Source organism: Sphingobacterium sp. Ag1, assembly GCF_000988325.1.
Classification (GTDB): domain Bacteria; phylum Bacteroidota; class Bacteroidia; order Sphingobacteriales; family Sphingobacteriaceae; genus Sphingobacterium.
On record NZ_LBGU01000039.1, the window covers coordinates 22,311 to 37,133 of the forward strand.

Sequence of the window (14,823 nt, forward strand, 5' to 3'; positions counted from 1 at the left end):
TTTATTTCGATTTTACGAGCATTTTATTGATTTCCCAAGTGAGCTTAACCATATAATATCTGCTGATCGTGTTGTATCGGCGTTCGGTCAGCAATGTTCCGTTCTGACTTCTGTCAAAACCGACGTTCTGTTTAAAAAGGTCATTAATCATAAATGTCAATTCCAGCTTTTCATCTTTTCGGAATTTTTTTGATAAGGCGGGACTCAGCACAAATCGTTCAAATTTTTTACTGTACACCGCCGTAGGAGCCTGATACGTATAGCTGAAATCTGCTCGAACAATAAATTTAGCCGGTAGAAAGTACTTTAGATTTCCTTCAGCGGAAAACGTAAATCCCTTACTATCTTCCATAATGCCAATGGAATTATCTTGAATAAGATATCCTGGCGACAATTCAACACCAAAGTCCAAGCCTTTCGTTGTCGATCGCTGTAGACCATAATTCAACCCATAACGCTGCACTTTAGCATTGGCCAGTACCGTATTGACGTAATTATAATTGTTGCTGAAAGATACGGATGGTCCTCCTCCATGTCTCAATTGAAATTTTTTGGATAACTTGCCATAATACATTGGACTGATGCTAATCTGATTGTTGCTCTTATGATTTAAATTTCCCCACACAAATGTCGTTTTACCGAGTGAATCAATTGTCGTATTTTGCACCAAAGCATTATTTGTACGTGAAGCGCTTAGGAAGATTCCAATAAACTTATCTTCTAATATGGAATAAGATCTAAAATTAAGATTTAGATTATTGGTGTAAGATGGCTTTAGATTCTCGTTCCCCAAGTACTCATTCAGGGGATCCAAATTCGAACGTAATGGTTGGATCTGATTTAGGGACGGTAAACCATTTGTACCCTGATACTTCAAACTGATTGATTTATTTTTTTGAATCTCATAATTGACATCAACCACTGGATTATATACAAAAAATGATCGTGAAATTCTCGTATTTTCCATACGGTTTAATTGCGACAGATCACTGTTTTCGAACTTATTCGAGACGTTGACCACAAGCTTTTCCAGAGGCTTGTAATTAATTGCGAGATTATAGGTGTTTTTCGTCGTTTTGTATAAGAAATCATTACTATACAAACTATCCAGTCTGTCAAAAATACCGGTATGCTGATTTTTGTCGAAAGACTGAACTGCGTTATTATTTCTGTTAAGATTCAATCCATATTCGAAGGAAAGGATCATCTTTTTTGAAATTGGCTCGGAATAAGCAAATTCGCCACCGGTTGAAAAAGAGCTATTTTTCACAAATTTCCTCTGGTTGAGAGTTGAATCCCTTTCAGCATTCCCTTCTTTATAAAATGTAAGTTTAGAAAATAAATCCTGCTCACCGTCCTGTTTATTGCCCGATGTGAAATAGTTAAATGATAAGGAACGGCCTTTCTTTTTAAAACGTCTCACATAGAGCGCCGAAGCATTATACTGTTCCGACTTGGAGTCGTTCTTAAAGTTTCGAATGTTATTGTTGATCTTTTGATCAAATTGATTTACAGTCGTTGACTGGGTCTCCGAAGAACTATTATCATGCCTTTTGTTTGCACCTGCCCAAACCGTTAAATCCGACATCGAATCGACCTTAAACTCGTATTTCAAACCGATATTATGCCTTCTGTTTTCGTTTGATGCCAATGTGTTGCTATTGCTTGTTAATATCGTATCGCGTGCCGCATTGCGCGTGAACACGCTGCGATCTAGATCAACATCAGATCGGATATGCTTATAGTCGATCCGCCAAGCATGTTTTTTGTTAGCGGTTTTATCCGAATATAAAAATCCTGTATTCAAGGATTTGGGAATACCTTCGCCATTAAAATTATCACCGCCATCGTAATCTCCCCCCATACTATTCACTTCATCATAGCTGAGACCGGTCTTCCCGGTATTGCTTGCAATCAAATAAGCTGAAGCTTTAAACGACTGATTAAAATAGTTCAAAAACCCCTGTCCAGCATAGAACTTATCATTCCCACCACCGACATCTACTTTTCCAAATATTCCGCGTCTAGCTTCCTCTTTTAGCTTCACGTTGATTGTCTGTGTACGTTCACCATCATCAATACCTGTTTTTTCAGCCTTATCAGACTTCTTTTCATAGACCTGAATTTTGTCGACCATATCAGAGCGAATATTCCGGCTTACCAAAATTGGATCATCACCGAAGAACTCCTCCCCGTCAACCAGCATTTTCTTCACTGTTTTTCCTTGTGCAGTAATTTTACCAGAGGCGTCGACTGTTATCCCAGGGAGAACTTTTAACAAATCCTCCACTTTAGCATTTTTTTCCACTTTAAAACTGCCAGCATCGTATTCCGTAGTATCCCCCTTGATACTAATAGGTATCCGCCCCATTACAATGACTTCCTCCAGCAAGGTTGCACTGCTCGTCATTCCAATGGACATGTTATTGTAATGCTGCCCTGGCAAGATCTCTGCGTAATATTCTCCATACTTCGGATAGGTGACAATGATAAAATATTGACCCGTATCTGGGCGCTCAAGAGAGAACCTACCTTGTTCATCCGAACGGGCAAAATTGGTCAAAATGGAATCTTTGGCCGTTAACAACATAATTGTTGCGTTATGTAGCTTAAGCTGATCTTTTACATCACTGATTTTTCCTTCAATTCGGGATTGCGCATGAACTATTCCGCAGAAACAGAATAAAATAACTAAAAGTAGGTGCCCCACTCTTTTCATAATATGGTTTGGATAGTATATAATTATATAAATAATAAGATTCGTGCACAAAACTAATATTTTGTTTCAGTTAATTTTAGTTTATCTCAAAAAAAATACAAGCAATAAAAAGGCTTAAAAAAAACAAAACAAACAACTGATTAACAACAAAATACAAGAAAACATTCACAAAAAAAGCTCTTCAAAAGAAGAGCTTTTTTATCTAAACAGTTAGAAATATACAACATATTGTATGAACAGCATGCTGTGATCTTTATAAATTGCCAAGTTCCATAATAAATTGAACTGTCTCTTTATTCATGTGCTGAGACAGTACACTTGTAATCTGATCGGTCATGGCCTTTCTAGTCATTCGTTTCACCTTAGTATTCTCGAATTTCTTTTTATCCATCACCACAGTGTTGCTAAGTTCGACTTTTGTTGCAAAATAGGAAACGTGCTGGCTGGGTACCACCAGGCCTAAAATCATTCCCGGAAGACCATTGATGGATTCGGGACCTCCACTGATAGGAATCTCATTGCAGTAGTAACCAATGACATAAATGGAGTCTGGCGTAATCCCATTGGCTCTTCTACAATTGTAGCCTGCGATCTCGCGATACTCATCGGTAATTTTCCATTTGATGCGCTTCATAGAGTCCTGAACGATGATCTTTTCACCAACAATATCATTGTATCTCAAAAAAGACCGGTTAGACATATTTGAAAGTGTGGATGCATCAAAGTCCAGCGCAAGCATCATAATATACTGCTTAATCTCTGCATCCAGGCTCTCATCTTTTACCGATTCGAACAATGTCTCCGTGGCATTGAATTTCATTGACTTCTTTAGCACGGCATTTTCCGGTAATCTCGGTATTATACGCTCAAAAAACTGTTTTGAATTATCATCAGCCTTAGCGATAAATTTTTTGCTTACGATATTCTTCATATACATCGTCTTATCGTAAGAAATAGTTCCCGATCGGCCAAACAACGTATACTGTGCTTTAAGACCAAAGGCTGAACAACAGAAGAAGAGAAAAAAGATATATTTTAACATTGTATTTCGCTTAATATTTTATAAAAACATTTTTGTAAAATCCCATGATAGTTTAAGCATATAATATCTGCGTATCGTATCATATCGACGTTGCGTAAAGACAGAAGTCGATGCCGAACGACTAAAGCCCTTGTTTTGGTTAAGAACATCATTGATCATAAAATCCAACACCAACGATTCATTTTTCAAGAATTTCTTACTAATACCCGGGTGTAATAAAAACTGCTCAAACTTCTCGTCAAAAGCTTTGGTCGCTGCCTCGTAAGAGTAGGTATAATTGGTGTACACCTTAAATGTTTTGTTGAAAAAATACTCCACACTTCCGTTGGAAGCGAATACGAAACCATTGCTGTTGGTATTGCGTTCCAAACTTGATTTCATCAAACGATATTGTGGACTAAAGTTCAAGTCAAAATTTAAACCTGTCTTGGTATCTCTCTTGAAATTATATGTAAAATTAAAATTCGTTGTATTTACTTTATTCAATTGGTGATTGAACATATTATAATTGTCACTCATATTCACATAAAACTGTGGCGAGTTGGACAAGCCAAGTTTTTTACTCAACTTGAAATAAACTCCAGACCATACGTTTAAAGACGTATTTGTCTTACCATCCACATTATTCCACGTATACGTATTGATTCCTTTTAGTGTATCGATATTCTGCGTAATCGGGTTCTTTTCCGTAGAAATATTACCGCCAACATAGACATAATTTCCGGTCAACACACGGAATGAGTTATAATTCAGATTTAATGAGTTTCTAAACGATGGTTTTAAATTTTCATTTCCCAAATAACGATTAATCTGGTCTGAATTATCCAAGATTGGCTGGATCTGGCTCAATGAAGGCAATTGATTTTTACCGGTATAGTTCATCCATAACCCCTTAGTTTTCGTAAAGGAATAACCAGCACTCACATTTGGATTATAGGTAAAATAACTTCTTGTAATCCCCTCACTTGTATAGTTATTGAACTGTTTCAATTTGTCATTATTGAAATTATTGGCTACTGTGAACTTCAATTTTTCAGTTGTATGAACTATAGCCAATTTGTATCTACTGCTGCTTCTATCAAAATCATAGTTATTACTAAAACGACGGTCCAATTGCGTATAATTCCCCTCTCCATCCCTATTGAAAGACTCCACGATGGAACTGCTATTACTTTGCTCAATTCCTGTTCCCACAACAACATTCCAAATTTTGGATAAGGGCTCGGTATAGGAGATTGAAGCACTTAGCACATCACTTGTATTGTTACGTACCTTACTTTGATCCGTGGTTGAATCTGTTTTTAAGCTATAATTTCTCAGGTCAGAATTTAAATGTCCAGTACCCTTCATCTCATTTCTTTTCCATTGACCATCAAATGTAAAAGAACGTCCTTTTTTCTTGAATTTATGGGTAAAATAGGTACTAAAGTTAAACTCATTGATGCTATTTTTCACCAATTCCCGTGTATTCTCGGCAATGGTTGTATCTGCGTTTTGCCCAAACTGATAAGCTTCACGCTTGTTATCTGACCAAAGATTCTTTCTTGATGCCCCGCCTCGTATGGTTAAGAGATTTAACGAATCTAATTTCAGATCATATTTCAGATTGGCACGATGCTGGTCATTTTCGGAATCTATATTCTTCACCGATTTGTTATTGATCAAACCAGTAGTAATTGTTTCATCATTTCCATCACTGCTCAGTCTTCCATATTTATAGTTAATGTTGACTGTATGTTTATCTTTATCAAATTTATCCGAGAAATTAACGCCCGAATTTATGGCTTTAGGTACACCAATAACTCCTTGTCCAGAAAAAGGATCCGTAAAATTCGACCAGCTCATCGATCCGTCATCACCATAGGACACACCTGAATCACCACCATACTTTTGCGCATCTTGCCAGTTCATGCTGGTGGTACCATTATTACCGAAAAGCCCATAAACTGATATTTTCTGTGATCCCTTAAACTTGTTCAACATCAATTGCCCCATATAATAGTCGTCGGTTCCACCGCCAAGAAGCGCTTTTCCGAACATGCCGTTTTTAGAGCCCTCCTTCAGCTTGACATTGATGGTTTGCTCACGCTGGACGTCATCCACACCTGTACGTTCTGCCTGCTCGGATTTTTTCTCGTAAACCTGAACTTTATCCACCATATCCGAACGGATATTGCGTGTCACCAGCGTCGGATCGTCGCCAAAAAATTCCTCGCCGTCTACCAATACTTTTTTGACTGTTTTACCTTGTGCAGTAATCTTTCCAGATGCATCAACCGTGATTCCAGGCAAAGCTTTTAACAAATCTTCGACCTTTGCATTTTTTTCAACTTTAAAACTGCCGGCGTCATATTCTGTCGTATCACCTTTAATGGTGATCGGAATACGGCCCGTAACAATGACTTCTTGTAATAATGTAGCTGTATTTGTGAGGCCAATAGCCAATTTAGAATAATCCACACCAGGCTGAATCTCCGTATAAAAGTCGCCATACTTGGGATAACTCACAATCAGCACATAGGCTCCGGTATCGGGCTTGACTAAAGAAAACAGACCATTTTCATCAGATCTCGTAAAGCCTGTTAATATAGAATCTTTAGCAGTCAACAGCATGACTGTTGCGTCTGATAACTTTAGTTGGTCCTTTACATCACTTATTTTTCCAGCAATCTTGGATTGACCTGAAGCCAGACCAGGAATAGCAAAAATGAAAAATAAGAGCATTTGTAAAACTCTTTTCATAAAATTGTTGGATAGTAAATTAATATCAATATAACATTAGTAGGTAAAACCAATGTTTTGTTACAGTAAATTTAATTTTATTTCTAAAAAAACTAATTTTGTCCCAGAGCTCCGCTATTTGCACGAAATAGGAAGCCCATTTTACAAAAACTCAGCCCCTATACATTTATTCATAAAAAAGACTTTTGCTACACTTGATAATGATTCTTCTGTTGCATATTGATCAACCGCCACAACTGAAGACAAAAGAAACATATCAACAGGGCAAATGATATTTGACAAGCTATTGCACTATAATTTTTAAGATCCGGGGTTATGTCTGCAACTTCAATTTTGGCCATCAGATAATTATTTAACAGAATTCCACAAACAGTCCCAAGGAGAAAAAATGTAATCGCATACTTTTTATTTGACAGGGCTCTTTCTTTATCTTTCTCAAGCGCTGCGATGCTGCCCATGACCCGTTGTTCAAAATCGTCGAATGGCATTTCTATTTTGCTCATTTGCATAACCTTTCTGAATTTTTCCTGCTGCTTATCCATAATACTCTGCTTTTTTAATTAACTGACTCAAGATGATCTGCATATTTTTACGGGCCCGGTGCAAGATCACTTTTGTATTTGCCAATGTCCAACCCATAATTTCCTGAATTTCATCCATCGACTGTTCTTCTAAATAGAATAAACGTAACGCTACAGACTCCCGGGCGGGCAGAATAGTGAGTGCGTCGTTGATCATTTCTTTTCTTTCATGCGCGATTATTTCATCCAATACCGAATCCTCATGCGACGTGTCGTGATGGGATAGATCAAAATTGACCAGGTCCAGTTTCTTATGCCGAACGGTATTAAAAGCCACATGTACCACAATCCGATAAAACCAGGTACTAAATTTAGATTTCCCTTTAAAGGAAGACAGCGATTGATAGCACTTTATAAATGCATCCTGAACGGCATCTTCTGCCAAATGCTCTTCCTTTACAATAGAAAGAGCGACAGAAAATGCCATATCCTTATACGTTTTTATAAAATAACGATAAGATTCCACATCGCCTGACAGAACTTTTCGAATATAGATTTCATCCATTGGCGGGTTAAATATCGCGTTTTTTATCCAATCGGTTAGCAATTATCATCGCAACACCTGCAGAAATAATCAAAATTGCTACGGCGAGTGAATCGGGTAAATCAGTCTTGATGTAATTGTCCAATATACCGACAATGAAGAGGCCCACTCCGATACCAAGCACCAAAATCCCGGGCTTTTGCCAATCCAAAGACTCCTTTTTCCTACTTTCGCTAGGTAGGTGTACTGTGGCACTTCGATAACGCATAATAAAATAAACACACAGGGTAATACACGTAAATAATCCGACGCCCAAAATGGCTGCTACTGATTGCTTTTCCATAATTATTTGAATTAGTTTTTACATTAGTCACCACCATTCCCGAAAAGGTTACAACAAATTGAGTTAAATGTGTCGATTTGTGTAAATTTGTTTCAAACACAAACAATATGCAAAACATTAAAGAATATGTAGAAGCAAACAAGCAACGTTTTTTAGATGAGTTGTTTGATTTATTGCGTTTACCATCAGTTAGTGCCGATCCTAAATTTAAAGGAGATGTCGAAAAAACTGCTGAATTTGTTGCTCAGAAATTACGTGAAGCCGGAGCCGACAATGTAGAAGTTTGTCCTACTGCTGGTAATCCAATCGTTTATGGAGAAAAAATTATTGATCCGGCACTACCTACTGTATTGACTTATGGTCATTACGACGTACAACCTGCCGACCCATATGAGTTGTGGGATACCCCTCCTTTCGAACCAACCGTCCGTGATGGCAAAATATACGCACGCGGTTCTGCCGATGATAAAGGTCAGTTTTATATGCATGTAAAGGCCTTCGAATACATGATTAAAAATGACGCCTTGGCATGCAATATCAAATTTATGATCGAAGGTGAAGAGGAAGTTGGTTCGGTCAATTTAGGCACATTTGTAAAAGAAAATACAGAGAGACTGAAAGCTGATGTTATTGTTATTTCTGACACCTCCATGATCAGCATGGAGCAACCTTCTTTAGAAACTGGCTTACGCGGTCTTTCTTATGTTGAAGTAGAGGTTACTGGCCCGAACAGAGATTTACACTCGGGTGTCTATGGTGGAGCAGTAGCCAATCCAGCAACGATATTAGCAAAACTGATTGCATCCTTGCATGATGAAAACAATCATATCGCTATCCCAGGATTTTATGATGATGTTGTCGAATTGACTGCCGAAGAACGCAAAGCATTAAATGAAGCACCTTTTGACATTGAAGAATATAAAACAGACCTAGGTATCCAAAATATTTGGGGAGAAAAAGGCTTCACAACATTAGAACGCACCGGTATTCGTCCAACCTTGGAGGTAAATGGTATCTGGGGTGGTTATATCGGTGAAGGCGCCAAAACAGTACTTCCATCAAAAGCGAATGCGAAAATCTCCATGCGTCTTGTGCCAAACCAAAACTCTCACCGTATTACGGAGCTTTTCAAAAAACATTTTGAATCTATTGCACCAGATTATGTGAAAGTAGAGGTAAAACCTCATCATGGTGGTGAGCCTGTCGTGACACCGACCGACAGCATTGCATACAAAGCAGCAGAAAAAGCGCTACATGAAACATTTGGTGTTCAACCGATCCCAACACGGGGTGGCGGATCTATTCCTATCGTTGCTCTTTTTGAGGAAGTATTGGGTTTAAAAACGGTACTTCTAGGCTTCGGTTTGGATAGTGACAACCTGCACTCGCCAAATGAAAAATATGGTATTGAGAATTACCTGATGGGAATTTCAACAATACCTTTATTTCATAAATATTACGCGGAACTAAGCAAATAATTTAGTTTTTCTTCGGATAAAGGGTTATTTTTAAATTTTTAGAAATAACCCTTTATCTTTTATGGATTTTGACTTCCGCCTAATTGTATTTTACACCGCAGCACAGCACCTTAACTTCACCAAAACGGCCTCTGCCCTTTTCATCTCGCAACCTGCTGTAAGCAAAAACATACAGGAACTAGAAAAGAAACTGGCTGTGCCGCTCTTCGAAAGAAAGGGTAATAACCTTAATCTGACTAATTCAGGCCAAATTCTATATAAATATGCCCAACAGATTATCAATCTGTATAACCAGGCGGGCCAAGAAATACAGGAATTGCAGGAAGGGCGAAAAGGAAACCTGATTTTAGGGGCTAGCACAACCATCTCCCAATATGTTCTCCCCGCTTTACTGGCCGATTTTCTATCGCAATATCCCAACAATCGCATCCAGTCTTTTCAATCCAATAGCCGTAGTATTGAGGAACAGCTTATTGATAAAACATTGGATTTAGGTATCACGGAGGGGTCTACCGACAACCGGGCCCTGAAATATATTCCTTTTATGAAGGATGAGCTGGTTCTCGTCACCAATAGCCAAAACCCACGGTTAGATCAATTAAAAAACCCTATACTATCCGATATCACGCGCTTACCTTTGGTCCTGCGAGAGCAGGGCTCGGGTACACGAACAATTATTGAGAATGCTCTAAAAGATAACCGCATCAATCTATCCGAAGTACAGATAGAAATGATATTACCTTCAACAGAGAGTATCAAAGGCTACCTTGCCCGTCGCAACAGCTTTGCCTTTTTATCGATCCATACGGTGCAAAAAGAAGTGTTAAATAATCTATTGACCATTGTCGATATTCCACAGTTAACAATAGAACGTTATTTCTATTTTACCCATTTATATGGAGGGCTTGCAGGCACTCCCAATCAGTTTCTGCAATTCTGTCTACGGCAAAACTTCAAGTTATAACCAAATGTTATGTCTCATAAACAAACTTCGTTTTAATTCCAGATTAGAGCCGCCTAGATTTGTACAAATGAATTAGCGTAATGGATTATAAGAAACTTACAAATTACTTAAAGGCACTCAGCTGGATCATCGTCGCATTGGTCATTACTTGTACAACTTTATGTGTATTTCCACTCAAACATGAGAATCAGAAAAACAAAACAGATGCTCTTGATATACACAACGACTCGCTTATTACCCATGTTTCCCAATTCAAAGAAATCTCCTTCAAAGATAATCCGGAAGGTAAAATGGCCAATTATGGTGAAAAGCTAATTAAAAACACATACGATTATTTTTATGATGGTGAAGTCAAGATTGGGAACAAGCTGGCGTGTAGCAGCTGCCATCTCAATGGCGGGACAAAGGCTTTTGCAGCTCCTTACGTTGGACTTACCAATGTGTTTCCAACCTATATTGGACGAGAAAATAAGGTTGAATCACTCGAAGAGCGTATCAATGGCTGTTTTGAGCGAAGTATGAATGGCCGAGCCATTCCCGAAAACAGCAAAGAAATGAGGGCCATTGTCACCTATATCAAGAACATCAGCGTGAATACAGTGAATAAGGGCCGTTTGGCAGGCCAAGGGTTTGTCAAAATGGATATCCCCAATCGTGCCGCAGATCTAAAACATGGTCAAGTGGTATTTGATAACAAATGTGCCAGTTGTCATGGACGAGATGGACAGGGGCTGCCTCACACAGCTGGAAAAGGATATCAATATCCCCCCTTATGGGGTAAAGACAGCTACAACGATGGTGCTGGGATGGCGAGATTGCTTACCGCTGCTCGTTTTATCAAAGCGAATATGCCCTTAGGTGCAACGTATGACTCTCCTCAATTGAGGGACGACGAGGCCTATGATGTCGCTGCATACATCAATTCGTTCGATCGACCTCAAAAAACGAACAAGCAATTGGACTATCCCAATCTAAGCAAAAAGCCCAAAGATAGCCCCTATCCACCTTATGCTGATAACATTAATATCGAACAGCACAAAATCGGACCTTACAATTTTTAAACATAAATACCCCATTAAATCAATGATAAATATGAAAAAACAGTTTACAATCGCTTGTATTCTTCTAGCGATAACGGCTTTTCATGCGAAAGCACAGGACAATACATTACTGCTCAATAACCACCAGTATACGGGTGCCGTTGCGAAGAAAAAAGCGTATAAAGCCATCTATCAGTTGGACAGTAACGATCCAAAAACAATTGAAAAAGCAATCCGTAATATTAATAATGTCTTGAAAGACCCGCGACTAAAAGGACATTTACAAATCGAATTAGTTGCATTTTCTGGCGGTACCGAAGCATACCTAAAAAAGAACAGCCAATATGAGAAACCCCTGAAAGAACTCGTCGAGAAAGGTGTAATCGTAGCGCAATGCCTCAATACTTTAGAAGAGAAACATATTGCCAAAGAAGAACTATTTGACTTTATAGGTTATGTTCCTAGCGGAAATGGTGAATTAATCTTACGAGCAAATGAAGGTTGGGTTATCGTTAAACCATAGTATAATGAAAAATTTTCTACTGCTTGGTCTAACAACCGCATTGTTGGGTGTCCAGGAAATTAAGGCACAAGAACATCTTTTTGACCCGCCCTGGAATAGTCCACCAGAATCGGCACTAAACTTTACGGTACCCGGGATAGACAATATTCCAGATTTATATGGTGATATCGAGAATCCACAGCTTACTATCTTTTTCGCTGGCAATCAATTTATGGTTGTCGATGATCTACTGGCATCATTCAAAAAAGAATACCCGCAGTACGAACGTATTTTTGTTGAAACCCTGCCACCAGGCATTTTAGCGAAGCAGATTAAAGGCGGATCAATTACGATAGGCAATCTACGCATTACACATCAGCCCGATATTTATACCGCAAGTAAAAGAGCCATCAACGAAATGGCAGATTATTTTAGCCATACGCAGGTGTATTGCTATAACAACATCTGTTTGATGGTTCCAAAAGGAAATCCTGCCAATATTAGCACATTGAATGATCTGGGAAAGGAGAACATTCGTATCAGCATGCCTAACCCGCTATGGGAAGGGATCGGCGAACAGATCAAAGCGTCCTATAAAAAAGCGGGGGGTGAACAGCTCGTCAAGAAAATTATGGAAGATAAGGTCAACGACGGCAGCACCTATCTGACTAAGATCCACCATCGGGAAAGCCCTATGCGTGTGTTGTACGGACAAGCAGACGCTGCTCCGGTATGGTCATCTGAAGTCGTTTACCAAAAACTAATTGGTCATCCTGTCGAAGGAATCATCATTCCTGATGCCCAAAATACGACTGCAACTTACGTTGCCGCAAAGCTTAAAACTGCGCCGCATGCTCAGGCAGCAGATGACTTCTTAAAATTCATGGACTCTGCAACAGCCAAGGATATTTACAAGAAATATGGGTTTACAGTAGACTAAAAAAGAAAATGGATAATTAATTATCCATTTTCTTTCTTTACTTTAGGTCAAAATTAGTCGACTTGTATGATCTTATTGCTCAAAAAACTCCATCGGTATTGGTATTTTATCAGCGTCCTACTTGTTTTTCTTCTGTTTTTCCCTTATATCTATTTCCTGGCACGCCGCCCTGAAAAAAATTATGCTCGGATCGCCCGTATGCGACGCTGGGTCTCTGTTACTGGTTCGGCCTTAGCTGGTGTATTCTTTAAGGTAAGCTATGAATCAACAATAGACTGGAACCGCTCCATGGTACTTTGTCCCAACCATACTTCCGTCTTGGACATAACAGCCCTAACCTATTTATGCCCAGCTCCGTTTTCATTTATCGGAAAAGCTTCCTTACTCAAAAATCCGGTTACACGTATTTTTTTCAAAACAATAGATATCCCCGTTACTAGAAAAAGTAAAGTATCATCGTTTAGGGCCTTCCAGCGGGCCAATGAACTTGTGCGAAATGGAAGAAGTGTCGTTATCTTTCCCGAGGGAAAAATCGATGATAGTTTTCCGCCACAGATTCACGCATTTAAATCTGGTGCTTTTCGTATCGCTATTCAGAATGACGTTCCCACGGTACCTATTATCATCGAGAATGCTTGGGATATCTTTTTCGATGATGGATCAAAGAGAGGGTCTCGACCAGGAATTGTTAAAATACATGTGTTCAATCCGATAGAGACCAAAGATTTTAATGATGATAACGCATCAGAACTAGAGAAAGTTGTCTATGACAAAATGCATTCCTATTGGATTATGAAGAATAAATCGTATTTTCATGAGCTAGAGAACCTCCAAAATATATGTCAGGAAAGACCTTAATCGAAATCAAGGATATTGCCAGAGAATACCAAATTGGTGCAGAGACAATTCACGCCTTAAGCTCCGTTACACTCAATATCCATAAAGGAGAATTTGTTGCCCTAATGGGGCCTTCAGGTTCAGGCAAATCCACTTTAATGAATATTCTCGGCTGTTTGGATACACCAAGCCGAGGAGAATACATCCTCAACGGGATTAATGTCAGTGACATGACTGACGACGAACTCGCGGAAGTGAGGAACAAAGAAATTGGTTTTGTCTTTCAAACGTTTAACCTACTACCAAAAAATACAGCACTTGAAAATGTTGCACTTCCCCTAATTTATGCCGGCTATAGCAAGATTAAACGGGAGGAAAAAGCTGTTGCCGCATTGGAAAGTGTGGGCTTAGGCCATCGTATGGATCATAGACCCAATGAACTTTCAGGAGGTCAACGACAACGTGTGGCTGTTGCAAGAGCGTTGATCAACGATCCATCCATTATACTTGCTGATGAGCCAACGGGAAACCTTGACACCAAAACGTCCATTGAAATCATGGGCCTACTTGAGGAGATTCACTCTAAAGGTAATACCATTATTCTCGTGACACATGAAGAGGATATTGCATTACATGCCCACCGTATTGTACGTATGCGGGATGGACTGATCGAAAATGATTATCCTAACCCCGATATTAAATCGGTGTCCCCAAGGTTGAATGCTTTAAACGAAAAGGGAAGTGATTTTGAGAATATCTAAAAATATTATAATACTAAAAATCAACAACTTACATTATTATCATAAAAATAACACGTAATTTACTTGCTTAAGTTAAATTAAATCATAGTTTTGCGAAAATAGAGAACTTAAATTGTTTTTATATGTATTGGACATTAGAATTAGCTTCGCATCTAGAAGATGCACCATGGCCAGCAACAAAAGATGAATTAATCGATTACGCTATTCGTTCGGGTGCACCTGTTGAGGTGATTGAAAACTTACAATCTCTTGAGGATGATGGCGAGCCATATGAAAATATCGAAGAAATTTGGCCCGACTATCCAACAAAAGACGATTTCTTCTTCAATGAAGATGAATACTAAAAAATAAAAAACGCCTTTATCCAAAAGGCGTTTTTTATTGACGGTA

The 14,823-nt window shown here is 38.8% G+C and carries 14 protein-coding genes; 8 read left to right on the forward strand and 6 right to left on the reverse strand.

Annotation, left to right across the window (positions count from 1 at the left end; genetic code table 11):
- Nucleotide 1 precedes the first annotated feature (1 nt).
- The 6 genes from AAW12_RS12910 to AAW12_RS12935 form a co-directional block, all read right to left on the reverse strand.
- Nucleotides 2-2,719, reverse strand: a complete 2,718-nt coding sequence (locus tag AAW12_RS12910) for an outer membrane beta-barrel protein (protein WP_046674058.1) — start codon at nucleotides 2,717-2,719, stop codon at nucleotides 2-4.
- 253 nt (nucleotides 2,720-2,972) lie between these two features.
- On the reverse strand, nucleotides 2,973-3,761 hold the full coding sequence (locus AAW12_RS12915) for a GLPGLI family protein (protein WP_046674059.1): 789 nt from the start codon (nucleotides 3,759-3,761) through the stop codon (nucleotides 2,973-2,975).
- A gap of 18 nt (nucleotides 3,762-3,779) precedes the next feature.
- Nucleotides 3,780-6,503: an outer membrane beta-barrel protein gene (locus AAW12_RS12920; RefSeq protein WP_046674060.1), complete on the reverse strand. Its 2,724-nt coding sequence runs from the start codon at nucleotides 6,501-6,503 to the stop codon at nucleotides 3,780-3,782.
- 188 nt (nucleotides 6,504-6,691) lie between these two features.
- Complete coding sequence (locus AAW12_RS12925; protein WP_046674061.1) at nucleotides 6,692-7,045, reverse strand: hypothetical protein; 354 nt, start codon at nucleotides 7,043-7,045, stop codon at nucleotides 6,692-6,694.
- Nucleotides 7,038-7,589 carry an RNA polymerase sigma factor gene (locus AAW12_RS12930; RefSeq protein WP_046674062.1) on the reverse strand — a complete coding sequence of 184 codons (552 nt, stop codon included), beginning with the start codon at nucleotides 7,587-7,589 and terminating at the stop codon, nucleotides 7,038-7,040. The genes AAW12_RS12925 and AAW12_RS12930 overlap by 8 nt, the downstream gene beginning before the upstream one ends.
- A gap of 7 nt (nucleotides 7,590-7,596) precedes the next feature.
- Nucleotides 7,597-7,911 carry a hypothetical protein gene (locus tag AAW12_RS12935; RefSeq protein ID WP_156167638.1) on the reverse strand — a complete coding sequence of 105 codons (315 nt, stop codon included), beginning with the start codon at nucleotides 7,909-7,911 and terminating at the stop codon, nucleotides 7,597-7,599.
- A gap of 107 nt (nucleotides 7,912-8,018) precedes the next feature.
- Between AAW12_RS12935 and AAW12_RS12940 the strand changes: the two genes are divergently transcribed.
- The 8 genes from AAW12_RS12940 to AAW12_RS12975 all read left to right on the forward strand — a co-directional run bounded on the left by AAW12_RS12940 (nucleotide 8,019) and on the right by AAW12_RS12975 (nucleotide 14,777).
- Nucleotides 8,019-9,389 (forward strand): dipeptidase, encoded by a 1,371-nt coding sequence (locus tag AAW12_RS12940; protein ID WP_046674064.1) that lies wholly within the window; start codon nucleotides 8,019-8,021, stop codon nucleotides 9,387-9,389.
- Between the two features lie 61 nt (nucleotides 9,390-9,450).
- Nucleotides 9,451-10,353, forward strand: coding sequence for a LysR family transcriptional regulator (locus AAW12_RS12945; protein WP_046674065.1), 903 nt, complete (start codon nucleotides 9,451-9,453; stop codon nucleotides 10,351-10,353).
- Between the two features lie 80 nt (nucleotides 10,354-10,433).
- Nucleotides 10,434-11,414 (forward strand): c-type cytochrome, encoded by a 981-nt coding sequence (locus tag AAW12_RS12950; protein WP_046674066.1) that lies wholly within the window; start codon nucleotides 10,434-10,436, stop codon nucleotides 11,412-11,414.
- Nucleotides 11,415-11,445: 31 nt separating this feature from the next.
- A complete protein-coding gene (locus tag AAW12_RS12955; protein ID WP_084823163.1) occupies nucleotides 11,446-11,916 on the forward strand; it encodes a DsrE family protein in 471 nt (156 codons plus the stop codon).
- A 4-nt stretch (nucleotides 11,917-11,920) separates the two neighbouring features.
- Complete coding sequence (locus AAW12_RS12960) at nucleotides 11,921-12,835, forward strand: substrate-binding domain-containing protein (RefSeq protein WP_046674068.1); 915 nt, start codon at nucleotides 11,921-11,923, stop codon at nucleotides 12,833-12,835.
- A gap of 66 nt (nucleotides 12,836-12,901) precedes the next feature.
- Nucleotides 12,902-13,693 carry a lysophospholipid acyltransferase family protein gene (locus AAW12_RS12965; protein WP_046674069.1) on the forward strand — a complete coding sequence of 264 codons (792 nt, stop codon included), beginning with the start codon at nucleotides 12,902-12,904 and terminating at the stop codon, nucleotides 13,691-13,693.
- Nucleotides 13,675-14,433 (forward strand): ABC transporter ATP-binding protein, encoded by a 759-nt coding sequence (locus AAW12_RS12970; protein ID WP_046674070.1) that lies wholly within the window; start codon nucleotides 13,675-13,677, stop codon nucleotides 14,431-14,433. Before AAW12_RS12965 ends, AAW12_RS12970 begins: the two co-directional genes overlap by 19 nt.
- A gap of 122 nt (nucleotides 14,434-14,555) precedes the next feature.
- Nucleotides 14,556-14,777 (forward strand): DUF2795 domain-containing protein, encoded by a 222-nt coding sequence (locus AAW12_RS12975; protein WP_028072584.1) that lies wholly within the window; start codon nucleotides 14,556-14,558, stop codon nucleotides 14,775-14,777.
- Nucleotides 14,778-14,823: the final 46 nt, after the last annotated feature.